Below are 24,377 nucleotides of genomic sequence, written 5' to 3'. Positions count from 1 at the left end.
AGGATGCCAAAGATTGACGAAACAGTAATCGGGTTTGCGGTGTACGAAGATGCAACGGAATATATCGGAATCTCCGAAGTTACATTGCCCGAAATTTCAAATATTACCGAAGAAATCAGCGGGGCCGGCATTGGCGGTAAAATCGAATCTGTAATTTTAGGTGCGAATGAAGCAATGAGCCTTACCCTCAATTTCAGAACGGTAACAAATAATGCGATTAAATTACATGAGCCTAGACAGCACAATATTGATTTAAGAGCAGCACAGCAGCAGAAAGACACCGTAAAGGGTACTACAGAGGTTGTATCTGTAAAACATATCCTTGTAGTAACCCCGAAGAAACTTAACCCCGGAAAAGTTGCCACGGCAGCGGCAGCAGAGGTAAGCGGAGAGTATGCAGTAAGTTATTATGCTACATACATTGACGGTAAGAAAAAGTTGGAGATTGACCCACTTAATTATATCTACTATGTAAACGGAAAAGATTACTTAGCGGATGTAAGAAAGGCACTTGGAAAATAAGCACGGGAAACCGTGCTTTTCCTGTATTTGGTAGAAAATTGGAGGATTAAACACAATGGAAGATGTAAAGCAGACAGCAGTAGCAACAGAAGAAAAGAAAACAAATGTGACCGAATCGGACACAGACGGATTAAATTATACCCATGTATTCAAGAAACCTTTTGAATTTGAGGGAAAGACATACGATAAGTTGACTTTTGATTTTGAGGGTCTTTTAGGTTCGGATATGATTGCCGTTGAAAATGAAATGGCAGCAGTTGGCGAGTATGTATTATCGCCGGAAATTTCAACATCTTTCCTGTCTAAAATGGCAGCGAGAGCAGCAGGCGTAGGAAGTGACCTTATCGAGCATTTACCTATCCGTGATTTTGGAAAAATCAAGAATAAGAGCAGAGATTTTTTAGTGACAACAGGCTTAACAGATTAAACCCCGGAACTTGGGTAAGAGAAAATGCACTTTTACTTTCAAGACAGACACACACAGGGGTTGATTATTGGGTAAGCCTTACAATCCGTGATTTAAGAGGGTGGATACGAAGCCTTAACGGATTGATAGAAAAAGAGAAAGCACAACAGCAGAACAACCAATAACATATCCGCCCTTGAAACACAGGGCGGATTTTAACAAAGAAAATAATCATAATTTACATAGATTCAGCACTTGCACAGGCGGGTGCTTTTATTATGCCCGAAAGGAGGTAAAGGCGTGGCGAGTGCAAGACAATTTCAATTTTTCTTTCAATTAACCGCAGCCTTGGGGCCGAACTTCTCTAAGACCTTTAAGACAGCAAACAGCACTATGACCCTTTTGGGCGATAATCTGAAAGAGGTTAGAAATAAGTTAAAGGATGTATCGGCGTATCAGAAACAGCAGACGGCAGTAGAGAGAAGCAAGCAGAGAGTTACAGACCTTGAAAAAGAACACGAAAGGTTACAGGCGGAGTATGATGCAACAGGCGGAGAATCCGAGAAACTTAAAAAGAAATTAGAAGCCAATACGGAAGCATTGGCAAAGGCAAGGGATAAGGCAGCAGACGAAACGGAAAAATTGGAGGAAATGGGGCAGGCACTCCAAGAAGCGGGCATAAATACAGACAACCTTGCTAAAAACACAGAGGAATTACAAAAGCAATATGACAGGTTGCAGAAATCACAGGAGAAAGTTGCAGCCATTAACGAAAAAATAGATAAGAATAACGCAGCGATAGCACAAACAAAGTCACAGTTGACAGGAACAATAGGAGCAATCGCAGCAGTAGGAACGGCGATATATGTCGGACCGGTTAAAAAGGCAGCCGAATTTCAAGAGCAGATGTCGGGAGTAAAGGCAATATCGGGAGCAACAACTGAGGAAATCGCCCAACTTTCAAACAAAGCTAAAGAAATGGGAGCATCAACAAAGTTTACCGCAACAGAAGCCGGACAGGCTATGGAATATATGGCTATGGCAGGTTGGAAAACCGAGGATATGTTAGGCGGTATCGAGGGTATTATGAACCTTGCAGCAGCTTCCGGGGAAGATTTGGCAGGTGTATCCGATATTGTAACGGATGCCTTAACGGCTTTTGGGTTGAGTGCATCAGATGCCGGGCATTTTTCAGACGTATTGGCACAGGCATCAAGCAATGCAAACACCAATGTAAGTATGATGGGGTCAACATTCCAAAAGGTCGCACCTGTAGCCGGAGCATTAGGGTATAGCGTAGAGGATATGTCTTTAGGTATTGGACTTATGGCAAATGCAAGTATTAAGGCAGAGGTCGCAGGTACAAGTTTAAAGACAGCATTAGCCAATATGGCGAAGCCGACAGATGCACAAGCGGCAGCAATGGAGAAATACGGCATAAGCCTTACAAATGCAGACGGCTCTATGAAGAGTTTCGGGGATGTAGTAAAGAACCTCCGAAGCAGTTTGGGCGGATTGTCCGAAGCGGAACAGGTGGCAGCAGCAACAACGATTTTCGGAAAAGAAAGTTTTGCGGGTATGCTTGCTATCGTAAACGCATCAGAAGCCGATTTTAATAAACTTACAGATGCGGTATATAACTGTGACGGTGCAGCTAAACAAATGGCAGAAATCAAGTTGGATAACCTTAACGGAAGTATCACATTGGCACAATCTGCATTTGATGCTTTACAGGTGGAACTTGGAGAGTTGTTATTGCCGACCCTTACAGAGGGTGTGAAGAGGTTTACAGAAATAGTAAACGCAGTAACAAATTTTGTAAGAGAGAATCCGCAGGCAACAAAAACCATTGCCAAAGTTGCGGTTGCATTAGCGGGGTTAAAAGTCGGAGGACTTGCAGCAAAGCTAGGTTTCCTTGAAGTAAAAGGCGGAATACTCAATGTTCAAAAAGCCTTTGAAATAATCAAGGGAATCGGAATGAATAAGTACCTACAAAGCCTTACAGGCGGATTTTTGAATTTTAAGAATATCGGTAGCGGTATTCTTGGATATTTCACAAGCGTAAAGAACGCAGCCGGGGGCGTAAGCAGTGCATTAGGCGGAGTATTAAGCAACAGCACCTTGTTTACAAAGATTGGTAGTGTATTTAGCGGTATCGGTGGGAAAATCGGCGGTACTGTAATGGGAGCGGGTTCAAAACTACTTAACCTGTTTTTAAGTCCGTTTACACGAATGGGCGGTAAACTTGGCGGTATCCTGTCGGGAGTTGGAACAGTTATAGCAAATTCGCCTTTAGGAAAGGTTGGGAATCTCATAGGTGCAGGATTCGGGAAAATAACGAAGTTTATAGCACCTGTAGGAAATGCAATAAAAACCATGCTTGGACCGTTGGGGAATTTGGCAAGTTCCGTATTTGGTCCGCTTGGTGGAGTGGTAGGTAAGATTTTACCGATTGTTGGAGTAATCACAACAATTATTACTGTTATTCAGTTGGTAAAAAATCACTTACAGGAAATCAGAGCATTTATAGAAAAGACATTCGGAAGTGAAGCGTTGGCAATCTTTGACAAGATTGTAGCGGTTATTACGAATGTTGGAGATACCATTAAAAATATTTTCTCTGATAGCAATATCGGAGAAGCGAGAAACAAGATACAAGAGATTTTCGGGGATAAAGGCGTACAGGTATTTGATACGCTTGTAAATATCCTTGGAAAGGTAAAAACGGCGGTATCAGATGTAATAGCATTTGTGACAACCTATGTAGTTCCTGTTGCGGAACAGGTATTACAGGTAATTATAAATGATGTTGTGCCGGGTATTGTGAGTTTCATACAGGCAGCAGCACCTACGATAATGTCAATCATTCAAAGTATTGTTGATTTTGTCGGTGCGGTCATTCCAATTATTGCCGATTTTATAGCCGGATTGATGCCGATTATATCGGAACTTATCTCGTTTTTACAGACCTATGTATTACCGATTATATCGGAATTGTTCAATTTTATAACAAGTACCGTACTGCCTGCTATATCGGCAGCGATTCAAGCAATTTTGCCTGTAGTTACTAATGTTTTATCGGTATTGCTTCCGGTAATTCAAACTGCCTTAACAACAATTTGGAACATAGTAGCACCAATCGTACAGGGAATTTTACAGGTGGTGCAAGCTGTAATGCCTGTAATCTTATCCGTGGTTCAATCTGTGATTGGTTCAGTGCAGGGCATAATACAAAATCTTATGACCGTGTTAAGCGGAATTATAGATTTTGTGACAGGCGTATTTACAGGTAATTGGTCGCAGGCTTGGAACGGAATTAAGTCTATATTTTCGGGAGCGGTTGGAGGTCTTGGCGAAATTATCAAAGCACCATTACGAGCCGTTGTATCAGCGGTTAATACCGTGATTGGTGGACTTAATAAATTGAAAGTGCCGGATTGGGTTCCCGGACTTGGCGGAAAAGGAATTAACATACCTTTGATTCCGGGATTTGCAAAAGGTACAGACAGGACACCGGGTACATTTATAGCCGGAGAGAATGGACCGGAGTTGATTACAAACGCTGCCAACAGAAAAGTATTTACGGCAGCACAGACAGGACAGATATTTAACAATATCTCACAGGCACAGACGGCGGATAATGTATCCGCAAGAATGAGTGGGGCCGGCACAATCGTTATAAATGTTCAAAATTCGCCAAGCGTTGTAGTGAACGGAAACGGCGAAGCAAATAACATTAAGCAACAGTTAGAACAGTATGACGAAGCATTTTTAGAGAAGCTACGAGCAATCATTGTTGCAATTCTGAAAGAACAAAAAGAACAGGAGGACAGGGTAGTATATGCTTAATAACACTTATACAACGGTATCCGGGGATACTTGGGATATTGTAGCTTATAAAGCCTATGGCAATGAAATGTATATGGATACTCTTATTAAGGCGAATATTGAGTATAAAGATACCTATATTTTTCCAGCAGGGGTTGTATTGACCTTGCCGGAAATTGAATTAACGGTATCGGAATCCCTGCCACCGTGGAAACAGGGGGTAACGGTAAGTGAGTAATAAGAACTACGCAAGGCGTACCGTGGTAAAACTGTACTTTAAGGGTGCAGATATATCCAAGGAATTATCCAAGTATCTGTTATCCCTGTCCTTTACAGACAAAGAAGAGGACGAAACGGACGATATAAGCCTATCCTTGGACGATAGGGAGGGTAAATGGATTAAAGATTGGCTCAATACGAGCAAAGCGGTAAAAACGAAAACAGAAACGGTTACTACAGGCGGTGGAGAGATAAAGGTAGGTGCTATTGTGAAATTCAAGGGCGGACCGGTATATATATCCTCTATGGCAGCAGAACCGACAGTAAACAGGGGTGCAAGCACCTGTAAATGCACAATAGCGAATCACAACGCACACCCATATCATCTTATATCACAGGACGGACAAAGGGTATACGGTTGGTGCAATGCTTCAGACGTGGAGGGAGGACAAGCAACAACCACAACAAAAACGACCGTGATTAAGGAAAAGAAAGCATTTAAGGGTACGGAGATACACGCTATTGTAATACAAAAAAATCCGTATTCAGACGGAAAAGATAAGGTATTAGATTGCGGAAAATTTGAGATTGACAGCGTGAGTTATCAAGGACCACCGCAGAAATTAACCATAAAGGCTACATCAATACCGTACAGTACAAAGTTACGGCAGGAAAAGAAATCTAAGACTTGGGAGAATACCAATCTTAAAAATATAGCAGAAAAGATAGGCAAGGGTAACAGTATGAAAGTAATGTATCTTTCAAGCCACAACCCAAGCTACAAGAGAAAAGAGCAGGTAAACACGGCGGATATAGTTTTTTTGAAAAAGCTATGCAAAAATGCAGGTATTTCCTTAAAGGTTACATCAAAAACCATTGTTCTTTTTGACGAAGCAGATTATGAAAAGAAATCATCCGTTAAAAAGATAAAGGCAGGGAAAGGAAATATATTAAGCTATAGTTTTTCTACAAAAACGGCAGATACATCCTATTCAAAATGCCATGTATCATATACAGACCCGAACACAAAGAAAACTATTGAAGCTACATACACAGCACCGGGAGCAGACCCGGACGGACAGACATACGAATTTAAGCATAAGGTAACAAGCCAAGCGGAAGCGTTGGAGTTAGCAAAGTGCCAGTTGCGACAGAGAAATAAAGGCGAAACAACAGCGGAATTTACCTTAGTCGGGGATGTGGACTATGTGGCAGGCATAACCGTAACTGTATACGGATACGGAGAATTTGACGGAAAGTACATAGTAGAACAGGCACAACATAGTATCACAGGCGGATACAAGGTACAGATAAAGTTGCGTAGCGTGTTGGAGGGGTATTAAATGGCAGGATTCAGCAGTACAGATATGCAGGAACTAAAAGATATTGTAAGAATCGGACAGGTAAGTAAGGTAAACGCCGGAGAAATGACCGCAAGGGTACAGATTCCGGACCAGGGCATAGTTACAGGAGATTTAAGGATTGTAAAACGACCGCCAACCGTGGAATGTGAAACAGGATGCAAGATTAAAGTAAAACCTTGGATTCCAACCGTAGGGCAATGGGTATTGTGCATATTCAAGCCGGACGGAGAGGGGGACGGTTTTGTTATAGGAGGTATCTAATGGCAGAGATTGGAACACTTGGGGATATTGTCTTTAAGGTATCGGCAAATAAGGTAAGAACCTTTGACGATTTGAAGATAGACAGTAAAACCAATTATGCAAAACACACAAGGCATCTTAAAAAGCCGTTATTAGAGTTTCAATACAATGATGCAGACACGGCGAGCCTTACCATTTATCTATCCGCATTTCTTGGGGTAAATCCCAAGAAAATGCAGAACAAAATAGACAAGTACAGAAAGAAAGGAAAAATCCTTACGCTTGTTATCGGCGGTAAGAAATACGGCAGCCAATGGGTTATCACAGGACATACAAAAGATTATGAGAAATTCGATAATCAAGGAAACCTGTTGATAGCCAAAAGCACCTTATCGCTTGAACAGTACGCAAAGAGGTAGAAAGGCAGGCAGGAATGAGTTTTACGATAGATACCGCACAGGAACAGCCTATAAACCTTGCACCTCAAACACTATACGAGGAAGTAATACAAAATGTTTGGTTTTTGCTATCCTCGTTAGAATATGACATACCGCTTAACCGTGAGTTTGGATTAAATGCAGCTTACATAGATAAACCGATTACAACAGCAACGGCACTTGCAACGGCAGATATTTATGACAAAATCGGAGAATATGAGCCGAGAGCAGAGATTGTAAGTATAGATTTTACGACAGACTACGAAAGGGGCATATTAAAACCTAAAGTGGAGGTAGAAGTAAATGGCGAATATGACGAATACGACGAGGAATATACCGAGTGAGTTACCCGAGGTTGAGTTTGTGGATACCGATACGGAAGCACTTGTAAATAAACTGATAGCCGGATACGAAGAGATTACAGGCAGAACCTTATACCCTGCCGACCCTGTAAGAGCGTTTATCCTTTGGCTTGCAAGTGTAATCATACAGGAAAGGGTAAATATCAACGAATCGGCAAAACAGAACTTACCAAGATATGCCACAGGGCAAAATTTAGATTCATTAAGTGAAATATTCCATAACACATACAGGCTACAGCCTACGGCAGCAAGGACAACGCTTGGATTCAGTATTACAACGGCACTTGATAAGGAGTATGTGATAACGGATGAAATCGAGGTAACGGTAGACGGATACATAAACTTTGTGACAACGGGATACTTGACATTCCCAGCAGGAGAAACATACGCAGAGGTAGAAGCGGTATGCACGACATTAGGAGAGGACGGAAACGGCTTTACACCCGGACAGGTAAGCAGACTTGTTACAGAGGAATTTTTATATTTTAAGGAAGTGGCAAACACAACAGAAACAGCCGGGGGAAGCGGAGAAGAAAGCGATACCGCATATTACAACCGTATGAGAGAATCCGAAGAAAGCTACACTACCGCCGGACCGAGAGGGAGTTATATATATCACGCTAAGGCGGTATCCTCACAAATAAGTGATGTATCCGCAGAAAGTCCGCAGGACGGAGTAGCAGATATAAGGATAATGCTATATGGCGGAGAGTTGCCGAGCGAGGAACTTATAAAAGAGGTGCAGGCATATTTAAGTGCAGATGATATAAGACCTATGACGGATAAGGTAACGGTCGCAGCACCGACAACGGTTGATTTTGATATTGAATTAACATATTACATACCAAAAGACAAGGAAGCAAGCACCAAAGAAATCAAAAGGGCGGTTGATTTGGCGGTGGAAAGCTACGAATTATGGCAGACCTCTAAAATGGGGCGGGATATTAACCCGTCCTATTTTTATGCAATCCTTATGGATTCGGGCATAAAGAGGGCGGATATTAAAAAACCTGTATTCACGGAGATACCAAAGGGAAGCGTTGCGGTATTGAAAAAGTGTACCGTAACCTTTGGAGGGGTCGAAGATGAATAGTTTAAAAGATGCCGATTTTTACGCAACATTTCCGCCCGCCTTGAAAAAGGATGAAAAAATGGTTGCGTTGGGTCGGCTCATAGCGGACGAACTGCACCAAACAGTAGAGCAGACAAAAAAGAATATCATATATGCCAATATAAACGAGTTATCGGAAACGTGGCTTGATGTATTGGCGTATGACCTCCATGTAGATTGGTACGATTACGATTACCCGATAGAAGCGAAAAGGGCGATTATCCGGGATAGCGTAAGAGTGCATCAGAAATTAGGCACAAAGGCAGCCGTTGAAATGGCTTTGGGTGGAATACACCCAAAGAGTGAGATAGAAGAGTGGTTCGACTACGGAGGAAAGCCGTACAGATTCCGTATTGTACTTGATACGACAGAATCAAGGGTTGCAGCAGACTATGACGAGATTATAAAGACGGTTGACATATACAAGCGTTTAACGGCTCATTTAGACGGTCTTTATTACCAAGGGTCTATTACTGTGGTAGTAATGCCTAAAACGGAATTTTGGCTATATTCCGTGCCTATGACAGGGCAATTAAAGGCAGGAACAGAACCACACAGAAATACGGTTGGTGCGGTTGAAAATACGGTCATAGATGTAATGACACAGGCAGCGGGATATACGGCAGAATTTACACCGACAGGAACGAAGCCGGACAGGAATATTACATTTGCAACAAAGGATACCGAGATTGTGACCGAATCGGACACAATGGGATACCAATATACGAGCAATCAGACAGGACAGGCAAAAGCCGGAACGATACCGCAGAGAAACACGGCGGGAGGTGTAGCACAGGAGGGAATAACCGCACAGGCTACAGGGCAGGCATATAAGTTTGATTCAGAACTTGCAGGAACAAAGCCGGATAGAAATATACAGTATCAAACGGCGGATGTGGCAGCAGTTGGAGAAACAGAAGTGCAAGCCTATCCGTTTGAAAGCATATTTGTAGGAACAGCACCCGACAGGGCGGTAACTGTAAAGGACAGAGATATACAGACGGTGGCAGACACCGAAACAGAACAATACCCTTATGAAACAGATATGACAGGACAGAAGAAAACAGGTACAGAACCTTATACAAACACAAAACCCGGAATATCTGATAAGGGAATGGCAACCACGGCAGAAACCGAAAGCTACCAATACGAGGTAAAGCGTTGCGGTAAGAATCGGTTATAGCAAATAAAAGTAAAGGAGAGTAAAGAAATGCTGACAGAAAGAGCCTTAGAGAGTTTCAAGCAGTTTGTAGAAACCAACATTGCTTACGCTATGGTCGAGTATGGCGGTACTATGCACAAGGCGAAAATCTTAACAAGAGAACGTTTAAAAGACGGCAGGGTAGCGTTGAGTATTTCCATTACCCCGGAAGTATCGGGGACCACAACAATTACGAAAATTCAGTTGTACGATACGGCTAGTAAGTTGTGGGCGGAAAAGAGCGAAGCAATCAAATTAAAAGGTACACAACAGGGCGTGTTGTACCGATTCAGTTTTAATTTTAAGGAGGAATAGAGCAAATGGGATTATTTAAGATTTGGAAAGACCATGTAACGCAGTATTCCAACCGCTACAGGGAAGTGCAGAACGCAGACGGTACAATCACACACGAAGCCGTAGAGGGCGAAGTAGTGCAGGAGGGTACACCACAGAACGCACAGAACTTTAACGATTTGGAAGAGAGGGTATTATCAGCCGGGTTAATCGCCAATCTTGCAATGCTTAAACTTGGTGCAGCAGAAAGCAGGATTAAGGGATTACAGGGAGAGATTGTAGAAGCAACCCTTACCAATACAAAATCATACCCTTTTAACAATTCCAAAAAGACCCTTGCACTTACCACACCAAGGGGCAATTTGGACTATACCGTAAATGTTGAAGCGGAAGCAAAGGACGCAGGCGGTGTAGGAGAAATCCGTATTACGGATAAGCAGTTAAACGGATTCAAGATTGAGTATACCGGGGCCGCCAAGGAAGTAACGGTAAAATGCACAGTACAGGGAGGTTACGCATAATGGCAAATGTAATTATCAAAAGTGATGAAAGAAAGGCAAATACGGCAGCAGTATTACAGGCTTACGGAGTAAGAGGTAATGCCACAGCATCACAGAGAGAAGCAGCAGAACACATTGCGGTGCGTTCACAGGAAGCCTATAGAGAATTAAGAAGAATGGGAGGTAACAGATAATGGCAGCAGCAAAGATTATTGTAGTTGAGAAAAACGAGGGCGAGAAAATCGCCTATGACGTATCCACAACAAAAATTATTTTCGGGGATGATGATTTAATGGTAAACATCAAGAACCGAGAGCGTGACGAAGAGGTAACGCTTGATATTTGCAAGGACACACAGGACGGCTTAACCGTTGGCGTAAATACCGAAGCAAGGGAGTATGTGGCACAGGTCATTATCCCGGCAAGGGGATATGAGATTGTGGATACAGGAGAAAAGGACGAGGACGGAAAAACGATTACGAAGCGTGAACCTGTACCGTTTGATATGAAGAAATGTACGCTTGTATTATGGGCGTTAATTTAATTTTAAGGAGGATAAAATACAATGGCAAACTTTGACGATTTACAGGGTGCAGTAGCACAGTTTGGTGCAAACAACAAGGTAATTTTTGATGATACCGGGATGCCTAGCATCATGGTAGCAGTGCCAAAGGCAAAGTATAGTGATGTAATCACAGGCGGAACAGATGAAACATTACCGTTTTGGATTATGGACGGAGAGGAAAAGAGCGTAATTTATGTGTCTAAGTTCCTCAATATTGTAGAAAATGACCGTGCATATTCTTTAGGCGGATACCTGCCTAGAAACTATATCAACTTTGACCAGTCTGTAGCAGCTTGCAAAAAGAAAGGTGCAGGTTGGCACTTAAATCAGACAGGTGTATTTGCGTACCTTAACCTGTTATCACAGAAAATGGGTACTGTACCACACGGAAACACAAACTACGGCAAGGATTATTACCACCCTTACGAGAGGGGAACAATGCCACAGGGAGAATCACAGAGAACGCTTACAGGAAGCGGACAGCCTACATGGTATCACAATCACGATATGTCGGGCATTGCGGACATTAACGGCAACCTTTGGGAGTGGACCGGTGGATTACGCCTTATGGACGGAGAAATTCAGATTATCCCTTATGGTAACTCTATGAAACTTGATTGCGATATGTCGGCGGAAAGCACACTTTGGAAAGCGATTAAGCCGGACGGAACTTTAGTAGAGCCGGGAACAGCAGGCACATTAAAGTTAGACCAGGCAAGTGCATCCGCAGGAATCAGAGTAAATACAAAGGTTGAGTTCCCTACAAGTGGAGATACTTACAGAAATATTGCATTTAAGAGCCTTGGGGCAGCTTCCGGGGTAACTATTCCGAAGTTGCTTATAGCACTTGGATTATACCCGGACAGCGGTGTAACGGGATATGGCAACGACCAGATTTGGATGAGATGCCACGGCGAAAGGTTGCCTTGCCGTGGGTCGGCGTTCAACAGTACTTCTGTTTCGGGTCCGTCCGCTCTCGACTTGAATGGCCTTCGTTCCCGCTCGCTCGTCAGCATTGGTTTCCGCTCCGCTTTTGTTGAGTAACTGTAAACTGAACACTGAAAAACTGATAGGGCGTGCGATAGCACGCCCTTTATAGCAAATACATTACAGTTAGGCGGTTGCAAAAGTGGAAGAGATACAACAGGAAGAAAAGAAACATAACGGCAATGATATTTTTCATATCAAGGAAAAGATTTATGAAATGATATTGTACGGCAACCCTCAATTAAAGGACTTTCCGAAAACGGAGAGGTATGTACTTGCAGGCGATATAAGAAAGACAATGTATACAATGTTGGAAATGGCGGTGCGACTTGAAAAGAAGTACCACAAGAAAACCACATTGCAGGATTTGGATATTGAAGTTGATGTATTAAGAAATCTGCTAAGACTTGCAAAAGACCCGAACCTATACCCAAACCAAAAGCCTTGTTTGAATTTCCACACTTGGGAAGTATGGATGCGAAAGGTAGACGAAATCGGTCGAATGATAGGCGGTTATTCGGAATGGGTCAACAGCAGGGAAAGACAGAAATAAAAATACATAGGGAAATAATCACAAAGTTACGGTGGTTGCCTATCCGTGGGTCGGCGTTCAACAATACTTCTAATTCGGGTCCGTCCGCTCTCAACTTGAATAACCCTCGTTCCAACTCGAACGACAACATTGGTTTCCGCTCCGCTCTGCCCCTATGTCAAGAAGCCTTACGGTTACGACCGCAAGGACAGTACAAACAGGGTTAAAGGGGTTATTTTCCGTTCCTGTAGACAGGAAAAAGATTGAATTGCTGTAAAGACAGTTAGTAAGCGTAAGCCGAAAAGAAATATATTTGTCACGTCCGAAAGGGTTAAAAACTGATTAGGTTTGTACGGCACAAATTTACAAGAGGTATGCAATGCAAAGCATAAAGAATATATACGAAAAGATTTATGATTTTGAGAATTTACATAAGGCTTGGGAGGAAGCGAGAAAAGGAAAGAGGTACAGGGATGATGTATTGATTTTCAACCGCAACTACGAAGAGCAGTTAATAAATATTCAGAATCACTTAATTTATGAAACATACGAGGTAGGAAAGTATCACACCTTTTATGTTTACGAGCCGAAGAAAAGGCTCATTATGTCCTTGCCATTTAAGGACAGGATAGTACAATGGGCGATTTACAGGCAGTTATTTCCGTTGTACGAAAAGACATTTATCTTTGATTCCTACGCCTGTCGCAAGGGCAAGGGAACACATAAGGCAGCCGACAGGTTACAGTATTGGTTAAGGCAGACTGAAAGGAAGCCGGAACGGTACTATTATCTGAAAATGGATATATCAAAGTATTTCTACAGGGTAGACCACGATATTTTATTAAAGATTTTAGCACGCAGGATTAAAGACCAACGATTACTTAACCTGTTAGAAAAGATTATAAATTGCGAATCTATGAATTTTGGATTACCGCCCGGAAAAGAGCCGGACGAAGTGGCAGTATCGGACAGATTGAGCAACAAGGGGATGCCGATAGGCAACCTTACCTCACAGATGTTTGCAAACATTTACCTTAATGAGGTAGACCAATACGCAAAACATGAGTTGGGATTGCATTACTACATCCGATATATGGACGATATTATCATACTCCACCACGATAAAAAGTATTTGGCAGAGGTCAAAGAGTTGTTAAGGGCGTTCTTATCAGACGAATTAAGGTTAGATTTGAATAATAAAACGACTATCAGACCGTGTAGTATGGGCGTTGATTTTGTAGGCTTTAGAATATGGTCTACGCACCGCAGATTAAAGAAGAAAACGGCGGTAAAAATCAAACGTAATCTTAAAAATCAGATTGCAAAGGTAAAAGCAGGAGAAGAAAGAAAAGACAGGTTAGACCGTTCGGTAGCTTCATATCGTGGTATCCTGTCACATTTTAACAGTTACGGACTTAGGCAGAGCTTTAACACCCTGTTTAAGGAAAACGGTATGGTAGAGAAAAAAGAAGAGGTAAGTAGATGTACAGGAAATTGCAATAACTGCCCGAACTATACCGAAAGTTATTTTTGCGGATTTGCTACGCCATATTGCAAACTGCAAGGAAAGGAAATTACACACAATGTATATTGATTCAGCAGCAATTATAACTATTGCAAGCGTATTAGGGGCATTAACTGCCATTGGTGCGGTTGCATACAAGATTATCAAATGGTTTCAGGCACAGGAAAAGCAGACAACCGATATTGAGGATTTAAAGAAGCAGGAGAAAGAGGACATAAAGGCAATGGAAGATGAATTATGCTTACTCACTTATGCGGTATTGGCGTGTCTGAAAGGACTTAAAGAACAGGGATGTAACGGACCGGTCACGGAAGCCATAGGAAAGATTGAAAAACATATCAATCAAAAGGCACACGGACAGGAAACATAGGAGGAAAAACAGAATATGAAATATCTTATTTGCGGAATCCTTGGCATTGCTATAGGATTCTTTGTTTTTTATTTGCTATTTAGGATTGCGAACAAAGACAAGTTATGCAAGAAGCTACAGGACGGAAGTAAAAAGAAACTTCCGAAGCCGAACTTTACAAAACTTGTATTGGTCGCAGTCCTTTTTACTTACTTTGTGGGTTTGTATATCGGTATCAAAGTAACACTTATCGACTATTCACAATTCGGGGTGCTTGCCACATACATAGCAACCCCGACTACTACAGTAATTGCCTTGTATTGTTGGAAAGCCAAGGCAGAAAACATTATCAAAATCAAAAAGGGATACCCGGAGGAAACAAAGGATATTTCTGTTGATTTAAACAACATCAATATTTAAGGAGGTACGGCGTTATGGGAAAAACAATAACAGCCGGATTTATCAGCGATACAATTAACGGTATCGGGATAAATTCAAGTATCAAATGCAACAACGACAATCTGAACAACAACACAAGCCGAAGCGTAGCCTATGTGGTAATGCACTATACAGGCAATTCAAAGGATACGGCAAAGGCAAATGCAAATTATTTCGGCGGTGCGGGGCGTAATGCTTCCGCTCATTTTTTTGTAGATGATGCGGAAATTTACCAAAGCGTAGAGTTAAGGGATACCGCTTGGCATTGCGGGGCAAAGTCTTATAAACACGGCTCTTGCAGAAATGCGAACAGTATAGGTATTGAAATGTGTTGTACTGCTGGAAACTACAGAATTTCAGACAGGACAAAAGAAAACGCTGCATACCTTTGTGCATTTCTTTGTAAAATGCTTGGAATTGGTGCAGGTGGCGTTGATTCCTATGTATTACGCCATTATGACGTAACAGGAAAGAATTGCCCGGCTCAAATGGTAAGCAATCCTACAGAATGGCAGGAGTTCAAAAATAAGGTTAAGGGTATCTTAGGCGGTTCGGTATCCGCAGGAGGACAGCAGCATACCGCACAGCCGACAACGGACAATGTGGCAAGCTACAAAGTGAAGATTACCGCAGATGTATTAAATGTGCGTATCGGTCCGGGAACAGATTACGGAGTAGCCACACAGGTAAAACAGGGCGAGGTATACACAATCGTAGGCGAGGTAAGAAATGGTAACACCACTTGGGGCAAATTAAAGAGCGGTGCAGGCTACATAAGCCTTGGATATACGGAGCGAATAGCGGGAATGACCGCAAATACTCCACAGGATACAAGCTACAGGGTAAAAATCAATACCGCCGTTCTGAATGTCCGAAAAGGTCCCGGAACAAATTACCCGGTAACAACACAGGTAAAACAGGGCGAAGTATATACAATCGTTGGAGAGGAAAAGAACGGTAACACCACTTGGGGCAAATTAAAGAGCGGTGCAGGGTATATAAGCCTTGGATATACACAGAGAGCGTAGGAGGTACACTATGGCAGTAACAGCAGCACAGGTAAAAAAGGTTGTTAAGGTCGCAAGCGGTATTATCTACTCACAGGAGGGTAATTACGGAAGCGTAAACAGAAACGACAACAACCACGGAATGAGCATAGGTAAGTGCCAATGGAACGCATATTGGGGTAGAGCGTTGCCCCTCTTAAAGTCCATTGTTGAAAAGGACCAGGAACAGGCAAAAGAGATATTAGGGGATGCCCTGTATACAGAGATTGCCGGAAGTAGTGCGGATGCGTGGAACAGACAGGAGAGAGAAGCAACCGAAGAGGAAGCCAATGCAATATCTAAGTTGCTCACAACCAAGGACGGAAAGGAAGTACAGGACGATTTAGCGGATGCAGATATTACAGGATATGTAAAGAACGGCGTAAAAATCGGTTTAGTATCCTTAAAAGCACTTGCCTATTTTGCGGACTTAGAGAACCAAGGCGGTAGCGGTGCAAGTTCACGCATTGCCAAGACGGCAGCAGAAGCCACAGGAGGGGCGGAAAAGGTAGGACTTGAAGAAATACACGCCTACGCCTTAAAAGATGCCACAATGGGGCAATATGAAAGCCGTAGAAGCAAAGTATACGAAGCGATAAAGGGAAGCAACTTAACGGACGTATCACACACCAAGACAGAAGAGAAGCAGAACACACCGCAGAAGCCACAGGAAACGCCTACAGGAGTTTCAAAAGGCGATATAGTGACATTCACAGGCGGAGGGGTCTATATCTCTTCTACGGCAGAATATGCAGCCAAGGAAAAGGATGTGGTAAGCACCTGTAAGGTAACGGCAGTAAATGAGAAAGGCACACATAAATATCATTGCATTTCACAAGACGGTAAAGGCGTGTACGGTTGGGTCAATGCGGAATCTATCAAGGAGTTATCCTCTAAGGCACACAGCGACCCCGCAAGCGTTTCAAAAGGCGATATAGTAACATTCACAGGCGGAGGGGTTTACAAGTCCTCTACGGCGGAATATGCGAGCGTACAGAAGAATGTTACAAGCACCTGTAAGGTAACGGCAGTAAATACCAAAGGCACACACCCTTATCATTGCATTTCACAGGACGGTAAAGGCGTGTACGGTTGGGTTAATGCAGCAGATGTAAAATAGACCGATTCGGTCACAAAACGGAGGAAAATACTATGCAGATTTTAAAATGGTTACTTGTTAATTGGGATTCTGTATTGCTTATTGCTATGGTTGTAGCCTTGATTATTTATTTAATCAAGACAGGACAGACCAAAATCTTAAAGCAGATTGCAATTAAGTTTGTCACAGATGCAGAGGGAGAGTGTGGGGCCGGCACAGGGATTATTAAGCTGTCGGAAGTGGTTGCGAAAATGTACGCATATCTGCCGAGCGTGGTTAGAATCCTGTTTACAGAAAAGCAGTTGGTACAGATTGCGGAATCTGTATTAGCGGAAGCAAAAAAGAAATGGGAAGCTAACGAGAACCTTACAACCTACATTGAAAACAAACAGCAGACAACCCCGGCAGTGGTAACACTTGTAGAAAATACAAAATAACAGAATATGCAGTAAACAAAATGCCCCCTTGGCTTGATGAAGCCTTGGGGGTTATTTTTATATTCTGACAGGATAAGGCAGCAGTACAAGAGGGGTAATACCACATTCAGAAAGTTTATATATTTTATGAGAAATGCTAATGCCGTTATCAATCCATATCATAAAACTTTGTTTCTGCAATAATTCAGAGTGGTTTGTAAAGACACAACCGCAATTTATGAGATTATCAGCAACCCACTTTTCGCATTCGGCGAATTTCTTTTCTATTCGGCGGTTATTTTCAACCGTTACCGCCTTACGGTCATTCATATATTTTTCATATTTTCCAAAATCCATAATATCCACCTCTATAGTACCGGGGCAGCAGTACCGCAACCCCGGATAAGTATTTAGTTGAGTGGTTGAAGCCAAACCACATTATCAAAATTAAAAAAACCGCCGGAACGGATGATAGAAAGTAAAGCCTTTTTGCCACCACAAGGCATATACGGCTCTGTATCACCCTTAAAAGCAAAGAAGCCTTTAACCGGGTGCTTGAAACAGTAACCGCTTGGACGAGTATAACCAAGCGGATGTTTAAATTTAAGTTCGCCTTTAAGTCTGACAACCTCTAAAGCGTTGTTGATAGTGATTGTTTCTAGTGTTCTTTCCATAGTGAATACCTCCTAAAATGTGGATACTGTGTATAACTTTGTGGGTCTGTCTTATTCCCTGTTCCTTATGATGCTATTATATACTTATATAAGTATATACGCAACCCGGAATAATTACCAAAATACTTATATAAGTATATAAAGTTATTTGTGCATTTTATATACTTGTATAAGTATAATGAATGTGATATGATAAAGAAAAACCAACGAGCAAAGGAGGTGCAGCAGTTGGCGGAGGAAAAGACAGGCGGAACGCCTGCGACAAAGGCAAAAAATAAATACAATGCAAAGGCTTACGACCAATTTCTTGTAACAGTCCCGACAGGACAGAAAGCAGAGATTGACAAAGAAGCGAAGAAACAGGGATATAAGAGCCGTAACGAATTTATAGTTGCAGCAATCGAAGAGAAGAAAGCGAGGGGATAAAATGGATGAATTGTTGAATTGCTGCCCTAAGTGTGGAAGCGCATTAGAGTTTAGCAATTTAATGCAGTATTCAGACGTTTACAAAATAACAAGAAGTGGGAAATTATCTAAAAAAAGAATAAGAAAAGAAGATTGCGGGCCTATGGAGTGCGGATATATTTCATGCACTAATTGCGATTTTGTGACAGATGCGGAATTAGACTATCGGGGGAAAGATGAAGAGATAAGGATATATCAGAAAGAAGATAAGTATTACTACAAAAAAATACTTATATAAGTATAAAAAACTGTTGACAATATACTTATATAAGTATATAATGTAATTGTAGCAAGGAGATAGCAGGAAAGGAGTTAAACAATGGAGGATAACAAAATGACAAACAACCAGTTCAAAGGGATAATAAAAATGATAATAGCACTGATAAGAAATGATACACCGAAAGAAGAGTTAATCGAATATCTCACAGAATTGATTAAGGAATAAAAAACTTAATAAGGGTCAACACAAGGGGCGAACTTCATAACATTCCTGCTAATCGCCCCGAGTGCTTTAAAATATATTAGCAGGAAAAAACAAAAAAATCAAGGTCGAATAGACCGAATCGGACACAAAGGAGGTTCAACATGAAAAAACAACACATTATAATCATTGCTGTAATTGTGGTCTTTTGGATAGGCCACGGGATAATTGCAAGCAATAACAGGCAAACAGAAAACACCACAACCGAAAATCAAACAGATGTTCGGGGGGGTACTGCTGAATTAGAAAAAACAGAAGTGCCGGAATCCGAGAAACAGGAGGAAACAACAGAGCAGAAAGAAACAACGGAAGCAATTACGGAAGAACCAACGGAAATAGTGGAACACAGAACAGGGGATAATATTGTAGGTATAAGCGATAAGGATATTACTACGATATATTCAACAAAGTACGATACTGTAAGGAATGATGTTACAGGTAATTGGAAATGTATTGTAATAGCAGAAAACAACTTTAATGTTGAAGATTATGCGTTATCGTGTTATAAAAACTACTTTGATTCTGATAAAACTATTTTGGCGGTTGAAAACTTAACCACAAAAACAAGCACGAGTATAAGTGTTGTATCCGGCTTGTTATATGTATCAGTGTATGAATATACCAAAGGCGAGGAACATGATGCCAAAGCAATGTTTGGCGGAACACATTTAGTAGATTACATTGTATACACAGACAACGGAGATATTGAAAAAGTAACCGATTCGGAATAAAAGACCGAGGGCAGCAGGCAATAACTGCTGCCCTTTTGGCGTAGGAGGTGCGATATGAAGAAATTTAAACAAATGAGTAAAAGTGACCGTATCAAAATGGAAGCACTTTTAAACGCCGGGTTGTCAAAGGCAGCAGTAGCAGAACAATTACATTTTCACAGAAGCACAATATATAGAGAATATGACAAAGGTAAGTATATGCACCGAAACTCTGACTATACAGAGGAAGAGCGTTATAGCAGTGATTTAGGACAAAAAGCACACGATTACGCCCAAGAGGGAAAAGGCAGAAGCCTAAAAATAGGAAATGATAGAAAATTAGCGGAATATATAGAAAACAAAATTGTAGATAATAGATTTAGCCCGGAAGCAGCATTAGCAGAGGTTGCACGTTCGGGGATTGAATTTAAGACAACAATAAGTGTTAGAACACTTTATAGATATATTGATAATGGAATTTTTTTGAAACTTACAAACAAGGATTTACCTATTAAAAGTAAAAAGAAAAAGCATAATAAGAAAGTACAGGTACAGAAAAGAGCCACCGCAGGAGAAAGCATAGAAAACAGACCAAAGGAAATAGAAAAACGAGAGATATTCGGACATTGGGAAATGGATACGGTAAAAGGAAAGAGAGGGGTCACAAAATCGTGTATGCTTGTATTAACGGAAAGAAAAACCCGTGATGAAATCGTTATTAAGCTGAAAGACCAAGGGGCAGCTTCGGTAGTAGATGCGTTAGACAGGTTAGAGAGAAAATGGGGGGATATGTTTTATAAGGTATTCAGAAGCATAACGGTTGATAATGGTGTAGAGTTTTCAGATTATGAGGGAATGGAGCGTTCTGCATTGAAAGAAGAAAAGAGGACTTTTGTATTTTACTGCCACCCGTATAGCAGTTGGGAGCGTGGCACGAATGAAAATAATAATAGGCTTATACGCAGGCATATACCAAAGGGGGTAGATTTTGAGGATACAACAGATGAAGAAATAAAATATATAGAAACATGGATTAACAATTACCCAAGGGGAATATTTGATTTTAAAACATCCGCAGAATTGTTTGATGAAGAGTTACAGAAATTGGCATAGAAAAGAATAAAAAACTTGTCGCAAAACTATTGACAAAATATAGGAGTAAAATAGTTTTAAGAAAAATAGTGACAATATAAATTATTCGTGCTATAATTATTTACTGCGTCATAGGGGGTACTATGCCCTGACGTACAAAGCAGAGTGAATTAAATGGGCTTAACTCAGACCCGTTTGTATATTAAGGAGGAAATATTAGAATGAGTTTACAGGTAGAAAAGTTAGAAAATAACACAGCAAAGCTTACAATTGAAGTACCAGCTGAAGAATTAGATAAGGCTATTCAGAAAGCTTACCAGAAGAACAAGAACAAATTTAATGTTCCTGGATTCAGAAAAGGTAAAGTTCCTTATGCTATGATCGAAAAGATGTATGGTGCAGGCGTATTTTACGAAGAAGCAGCAAATGACTTAATTCCGGAAGCTTATGCTAATGCAGCAGCTGAAAGTGAATTAGAAATCGTTGCTCGTCCTGAAATCAGTGTTACACAGATTGAAAAAGGCAAACCATTTGTTTTTGAAGCAGAAGTAACATTAAAGCCTGAAGTTAAGCTTGGCGAATATAAAGGAATCAAGGTTGAAAAGGCAGATACAAAAGTAACAGCTAAAGAAGTTAACGCAGAACTTGATAAGATTAAAGAACAGAATGCAAGACTTGTAGCAGCAGATGATAAGGCTATTGAAGAAGGTGATCAGGCAACTATCGATTTCGAAGGTTTCGTAGATGGTGTTGCATTTGAAGGTGGAAAGGGAGAAGATTATCCATTAACAATTGGATCACATTCATTTATTGATACATTTGAAGACCAGCTTGTTGGTAAGAAGGTTGGAGAAGAAGTTGAAGTTAACGTTACATTCCCTGAAGAATATCAGGCAAAAGAACTTGCAGGAAAGCCAGCAATGTTCAAAGTAACAATTAAGGAAATCAAAGTTAAGGAATATCCAAAGGTAGATGATGAATTTGCTCAGGAAGTTTCAGAATTTGATACATTAGCTGAATACAAGGCTGACATTAAGAAAGGTCTTGTAGCTAAGAAGAAGGAAGCTGCAGCAGCAGAAAAAGAAAGCAAAGTAATCGAAGAAATCGTTAAGAATTCAGAAATGGACATTCCTGAAAAGATGATCGAAGCACAGGCTCAGCAGATGGTTGAAGAATTTGCTCAGAACATTGCTATGCAGGGTATTTCATTTGACCAGTATATGCAGTTTACAGGTTCAACTGTAGAACAGTTATTAGAACAGGTTAAGCCACAGGCTAAGGCTAGAATCGAATCAAGCTTAGTTCTTGAAGAAGTAGTTAAGGCTGAAAAGATTGAAGCTACAGATGAAGAATTCGAAAAAGAATTAGAAGATATGGCTACAAGATATCAGATGGAAAAAGAAAAGGTTGCTGATTTATTGTCAGACGATGATAAGAAGAACCTTAGAAATGACATTTGCTTAAAAAAGGCTGCTAAGTTTGTAACTTCTAAAGCAAAATAGTTTTAAGTTATATTAGGAGGTATTGAATATGGCATTAGTACCTTATGTCATTGAACAGAATTCAAGAGGAGAACGTTCATACGACATTTATTCAAGATTATTAAAAGACAGAATTATATTTTTAGGTGAAGAGATTAATGATGCAGTTGCAAGTACAGTTGTAGCACAGTTGTTATTCCTTGAATCTGAGGATCCGGGAAAGGATATACATATGTATATCAACAGCCCTGGAGGATCAGTTACAGCAGGTATGGCAATTTATGATACAATGAACTATGTAAAGTGTGATGTGTCAACAACTTGTATCGGAATGGCTGCCAGCATGGGTGCATTCCTTTTATCAAGCGGTGCAAAAGGAAAAAGATACGCATTACCTAATGCAGAAGTTATGATTCATCAGCCATTAGGTGGCGCTCAGGGACAGGCAACTGAAATTCAGATTGCAGCAGAGCACATCTTAAAGACAAAGAAGAAATTAAATCAGATTCTTGCAGATAATGCAGGAAAACCGGTTGAGGAAGTAGAAAAAGACACTGACAGAGATAACTGGTTATCAGCAGATGAAGCAAAGGAATATGGATTAATTGACGAAGTAATTAAGGACAGATAAAATAATTTTCCGGAAGATAAGGCACCGCATTTGTGGTGTCTTATTGTCCTTTTATTTAATAAAAATCAAAGAAATGTTTTTTATTAAATAATTTTATATAAAAAGTTAAGGGGTATTTATGGCAAATATTAATAAAGAAAAGTTTAGCTGTTCTTTTTGTGGAAAGACAGAAGACCAGGTAAGAAGACTGATTGCCGGTCCTGATGGAGCTTTTATTTGTGATGAGTGTGTTGAAATATGCGCAGGAATTATTGAAGAAGAAGTTTATGGCGACAGAAACAATGTAGCAGAAGAAGAGATTAATTTACTTAAGCCAAAGGAAATTAAAGAGTTTTTGGATCAGTATGTTATTGGTCAGGATGCTGCAAAGAAGGTACTTTCGGTAGCAGTGTATAATCATTATAAGAGAGTTTTGGCAGGAAAAGATTTAGATGTTGAATTACAGAAATCTAATATTTTGTTATTAGGACCTACAGGTTCAGGTAAGACTTATCTTGCACAGACATTGGCAAAAATCTTAAATGTACCTTTTGCAATTGCGGATGCTACAACATTAACAGAGGCAGGATATGTAGGTGAAGACGTTGAAAACATTTTGTTAAAACTTATTCAGGCTGCTGACTATGATATTGAAAGAGCGCAGCATGGAATTATTTATATTGATGAAATTGACAAGATTACTAAAAAATCTGAGAATGTGTCTATTACAAGAGACGTTTCAGGTGAAGGCGTACAGCAGGCATTACTTAAAATATTAGAAGGAACAGAAGCAAGTGTTCCACCTCAGGGAGGAAGAAAACATCCTCAGCAGGAACTTATTCCTATTGATACAACTAATATTTTGTTTATATGCGGTGGTGCTTTTGATGGTCTTGGAAAGATTATTGAACGTAGATTGGATAAGGGTTCAATTGGATTTAATTCTCAGATTATAGAGAAAACAGACAAGAGTGAAGATGAATTATTTAAGCAGGTTATGCCTGAGGATCTTACTAAGTTTGGTTTGATTCCTGAATTTATAGGTAGAGTTCCTGTAACTGTTTCACTTGATTTCCTTGATGAAAAAGCATTGGAAAGAATTTTAACAGAGCCAAAGAATGCATTAATTAAACAGTACAAGAAGTTGTTTGAATTAGATGGTGTGGAACTTAAGTTTACAGACGAGGCAATTAATACTATTGCAAAGAAAGCAGTAGAAAGAAAAACAGGTGCCAGAGGTCTTAGAGCCATACTTGAAAATGCAGTTATGGATATTATGTACGAAACACCTTCAGATGAGACAATTAAGGAATGTATTGTTAATGAAGATGTTATTAACGGACTTGCAGATCCTGAATTAGTATATAATTCAGTAATTGGCAAGAAGAAAGCTAAGAAAAATAAAGACAAGACAGCATAATTA

At 40.7% G+C, this 24,377-nt stretch carries 32 protein-coding genes; 30 read left to right on the top strand and 2 right to left on the bottom strand.

The annotated features are described in order from the left end of the window. Positions 1-3: 3 nt before the first annotated feature. The 22 genes from NQ558_RS12070 to NQ558_RS11965 all read left to right on the top strand — a co-directional run bounded on the left by NQ558_RS12070 (position 4) and on the right by NQ558_RS11965 (position 17,462). Positions 4-522, top strand: a complete 519-nt coding sequence (locus NQ558_RS12070; RefSeq protein WP_259907585.1) for a phage major tail tube protein — start codon at positions 4-6, stop codon at positions 520-522. Positions 523-577: 55 nt separating this feature from the next. Beyond that, on the top strand, positions 578-949 hold the full coding sequence (locus NQ558_RS12065) for a phage tail assembly protein (protein ID WP_005359654.1): 372 nt from the start codon (positions 578-580) through the stop codon (positions 947-949). A gap of 372 nt (positions 950-1,321) precedes the next feature. Beyond that, the gene (locus NQ558_RS12060) at positions 1,322-4,777 is read left to right on the top strand and encodes a phage tail tape measure protein (RefSeq protein ID WP_005359653.1); all 3,456 of its coding nucleotides are present in this window, start codon (positions 1,322-1,324) and stop codon (positions 4,775-4,777) included. Continuing rightward, on the top strand, positions 4,770-4,994 hold the full coding sequence (locus tag NQ558_RS12055) for a tail protein X (RefSeq protein ID WP_005359652.1): 225 nt from the start codon (positions 4,770-4,772) through the stop codon (positions 4,992-4,994). Before NQ558_RS12060 ends, NQ558_RS12055 begins: the two co-directional genes overlap by 8 nt. Further along, a complete protein-coding gene (locus tag NQ558_RS12050) occupies positions 4,987-6,318 on the top strand; it encodes a phage late control D family protein (RefSeq protein WP_040446077.1) in 1,332 nt (443 codons plus the stop codon). The genes NQ558_RS12055 and NQ558_RS12050 overlap by 8 nt, the downstream gene beginning before the upstream one ends. Then, entirely contained in the window at positions 6,319-6,600 is a 282-nt protein-coding gene (locus NQ558_RS12045) for a hypothetical protein (RefSeq protein WP_005359648.1), read from the top strand. Next, entirely contained in the window at positions 6,600-6,998 is a 399-nt protein-coding gene (locus NQ558_RS12040; RefSeq protein ID WP_005359647.1) for a phage tail protein, read from the top strand. Before NQ558_RS12045 ends, NQ558_RS12040 begins: the two co-directional genes overlap by 1 nt. 14 nt (positions 6,999-7,012) lie before the next feature. Beyond that, complete coding sequence (locus NQ558_RS12035; RefSeq protein ID WP_005359640.1) at positions 7,013-7,360, top strand: hypothetical protein; 348 nt, start codon at positions 7,013-7,015, stop codon at positions 7,358-7,360. Positions 7,361-7,379: 19 nt separating this feature from the next. Then, positions 7,380-8,471: a baseplate assembly protein gene (locus NQ558_RS12030; RefSeq protein WP_242652086.1), complete on the top strand. Its 1,092-nt coding sequence runs from the start codon at positions 7,380-7,382 to the stop codon at positions 8,469-8,471. Beyond that, entirely contained in the window at positions 8,464-9,672 is a 1,209-nt protein-coding gene (locus tag NQ558_RS12025) for a phage tail protein I (protein ID WP_005359637.1), read from the top strand. The genes NQ558_RS12030 and NQ558_RS12025 overlap by 8 nt, the downstream gene beginning before the upstream one ends. A gap of 27 nt (positions 9,673-9,699) precedes the next feature. Next, positions 9,700-10,005: a hypothetical protein gene (locus tag NQ558_RS12020; RefSeq protein ID WP_005359633.1), complete on the top strand. Its 306-nt coding sequence runs from the start codon at positions 9,700-9,702 to the stop codon at positions 10,003-10,005. A gap of 5 nt (positions 10,006-10,010) precedes the next feature. Further along, entirely contained in the window at positions 10,011-10,505 is a 495-nt protein-coding gene (locus NQ558_RS12015; protein ID WP_005359631.1) for a hypothetical protein, read from the top strand. Beyond that, complete coding sequence (locus tag NQ558_RS12010; protein WP_005359629.1) at positions 10,505-10,678, top strand: hypothetical protein; 174 nt, start codon at positions 10,505-10,507, stop codon at positions 10,676-10,678. The genes NQ558_RS12015 and NQ558_RS12010 overlap by 1 nt, the downstream gene beginning before the upstream one ends. Continuing rightward, positions 10,678-11,028: a hypothetical protein gene (locus tag NQ558_RS12005; protein WP_005359625.1), complete on the top strand. Its 351-nt coding sequence runs from the start codon at positions 10,678-10,680 to the stop codon at positions 11,026-11,028. The genes NQ558_RS12010 and NQ558_RS12005 overlap by 1 nt, the downstream gene beginning before the upstream one ends. Before the next feature lie 21 nt (positions 11,029-11,049). Then, on the top strand, positions 11,050-12,093 hold the full coding sequence (locus tag NQ558_RS12000) for a hypothetical protein (protein ID WP_005359622.1): 1,044 nt from the start codon (positions 11,050-11,052) through the stop codon (positions 12,091-12,093). Positions 12,094-12,178: 85 nt separating this feature from the next. After that, positions 12,179-12,589, top strand: a complete 411-nt coding sequence (gene avd, locus NQ558_RS11995; protein WP_242652084.1) for a diversity-generating retroelement protein Avd — start codon at positions 12,179-12,181, stop codon at positions 12,587-12,589. 358 nt (positions 12,590-12,947) lie between these two features. Beyond that, positions 12,948-14,162 (top strand): reverse transcriptase/maturase family protein, encoded by a 1,215-nt coding sequence (locus NQ558_RS11990; protein ID WP_005359618.1) that lies wholly within the window; start codon positions 12,948-12,950, stop codon positions 14,160-14,162. Then, complete coding sequence (locus tag NQ558_RS11985; RefSeq protein ID WP_005359615.1) at positions 14,152-14,463, top strand: hypothetical protein; 312 nt, start codon at positions 14,152-14,154, stop codon at positions 14,461-14,463. Before NQ558_RS11990 ends, NQ558_RS11985 begins: the two co-directional genes overlap by 11 nt. A 15-nt stretch (positions 14,464-14,478) precedes the next feature. Continuing rightward, a complete protein-coding gene (locus NQ558_RS11980; RefSeq protein WP_005359612.1) occupies positions 14,479-14,862 on the top strand; it encodes a hypothetical protein in 384 nt (127 codons plus the stop codon). A gap of 14 nt (positions 14,863-14,876) precedes the next feature. Then, positions 14,877-15,908 (top strand): N-acetylmuramoyl-L-alanine amidase, encoded by a 1,032-nt coding sequence (locus NQ558_RS11975; protein ID WP_005359605.1) that lies wholly within the window; start codon positions 14,877-14,879, stop codon positions 15,906-15,908. 10 nt (positions 15,909-15,918) lie between these two features. Further along, positions 15,919-17,046, top strand: a complete 1,128-nt coding sequence (locus NQ558_RS11970) for a hypothetical protein (protein ID WP_005359603.1) — start codon at positions 15,919-15,921, stop codon at positions 17,044-17,046. A 32-nt stretch (positions 17,047-17,078) separates the two neighbouring features. Beyond that, positions 17,079-17,462: a hypothetical protein gene (locus NQ558_RS11965; RefSeq protein WP_005359599.1), complete on the top strand. Its 384-nt coding sequence runs from the start codon at positions 17,079-17,081 to the stop codon at positions 17,460-17,462. A gap of 57 nt (positions 17,463-17,519) precedes the next feature. On the opposite strand, the gene NQ558_RS11960 is transcribed toward NQ558_RS11965, so the two are convergent. Further along, positions 17,520-17,798, bottom strand: a complete 279-nt coding sequence (locus NQ558_RS11960) for a hypothetical protein (RefSeq protein ID WP_005359596.1) — start codon at positions 17,796-17,798, stop codon at positions 17,520-17,522. A 53-nt stretch (positions 17,799-17,851) separates the two neighbouring features. After that, the gene (locus tag NQ558_RS11955; RefSeq protein WP_005359588.1) at positions 17,852-18,115 is read right to left on the bottom strand and encodes a hypothetical protein; all 264 of its coding nucleotides are present in this window, start codon (positions 18,113-18,115) and stop codon (positions 17,852-17,854) included. 219 nt (positions 18,116-18,334) lie between these two features. On the opposite strand from NQ558_RS11955, the gene NQ558_RS11950 reads away from it, so the two are divergent. The 8 genes from NQ558_RS11950 to clpX all read left to right on the top strand — a co-directional run bounded on the left by NQ558_RS11950 (position 18,335) and on the right by clpX (position 24,374). Continuing rightward, on the top strand, positions 18,335-18,541 hold the full coding sequence (locus NQ558_RS11950; protein ID WP_412098423.1) for a ribbon-helix-helix domain-containing protein: 207 nt from the start codon (positions 18,335-18,337) through the stop codon (positions 18,539-18,541). A gap of 1 nt (position 18,542) precedes the next feature. Then, a complete protein-coding gene (locus NQ558_RS11945) occupies positions 18,543-18,818 on the top strand; it encodes a hypothetical protein (protein WP_005359585.1) in 276 nt (91 codons plus the stop codon). Positions 18,819-18,899: 81 nt separating this feature from the next. Next, positions 18,900-19,025 carry a hypothetical protein gene (locus NQ558_RS11940; protein ID WP_005359583.1) on the top strand — a complete coding sequence of 42 codons (126 nt, stop codon included), beginning with the start codon at positions 18,900-18,902 and terminating at the stop codon, positions 19,023-19,025. Between the two features lie 140 nt (positions 19,026-19,165). After that, on the top strand, positions 19,166-19,792 hold the full coding sequence (locus NQ558_RS11935; RefSeq protein ID WP_005359581.1) for a hypothetical protein: 627 nt from the start codon (positions 19,166-19,168) through the stop codon (positions 19,790-19,792). A 54-nt stretch (positions 19,793-19,846) separates the two neighbouring features. Beyond that, on the top strand, positions 19,847-20,884 hold the full coding sequence (locus tag NQ558_RS11930) for an IS30 family transposase (protein ID WP_005359579.1): 1,038 nt from the start codon (positions 19,847-19,849) through the stop codon (positions 20,882-20,884). Between the two features lie 200 nt (positions 20,885-21,084). Continuing rightward, positions 21,085-22,365 (top strand): trigger factor, encoded by a 1,281-nt coding sequence (tig, locus tag NQ558_RS11925; protein WP_005359577.1) that lies wholly within the window; start codon positions 21,085-21,087, stop codon positions 22,363-22,365. Positions 22,366-22,393: 28 nt separating this feature from the next. Beyond that, complete coding sequence (gene clpP, locus NQ558_RS11920; RefSeq protein WP_005359575.1) at positions 22,394-22,975, top strand: ATP-dependent Clp endopeptidase proteolytic subunit ClpP; 582 nt, start codon at positions 22,394-22,396, stop codon at positions 22,973-22,975. Between the two features lie 118 nt (positions 22,976-23,093). Then, positions 23,094-24,374: an ATP-dependent Clp protease ATP-binding subunit ClpX gene (gene clpX, locus NQ558_RS11915; RefSeq protein WP_005359572.1), complete on the top strand. Its 1,281-nt coding sequence runs from the start codon at positions 23,094-23,096 to the stop codon at positions 24,372-24,374. Positions 24,375-24,377 lie beyond the last annotated feature (3 nt).

The organism is Eubacterium ventriosum (genome assembly GCF_025150745.1).
GTDB lineage: Bacteria > Bacillota > Clostridia > Lachnospirales > Lachnospiraceae > Eubacterium_G > Eubacterium_G ventriosum.
The sequence above is the reverse complement of the archived record's forward strand: the minus strand, read 5'-3'. Positions and strand labels throughout refer to the sequence as shown.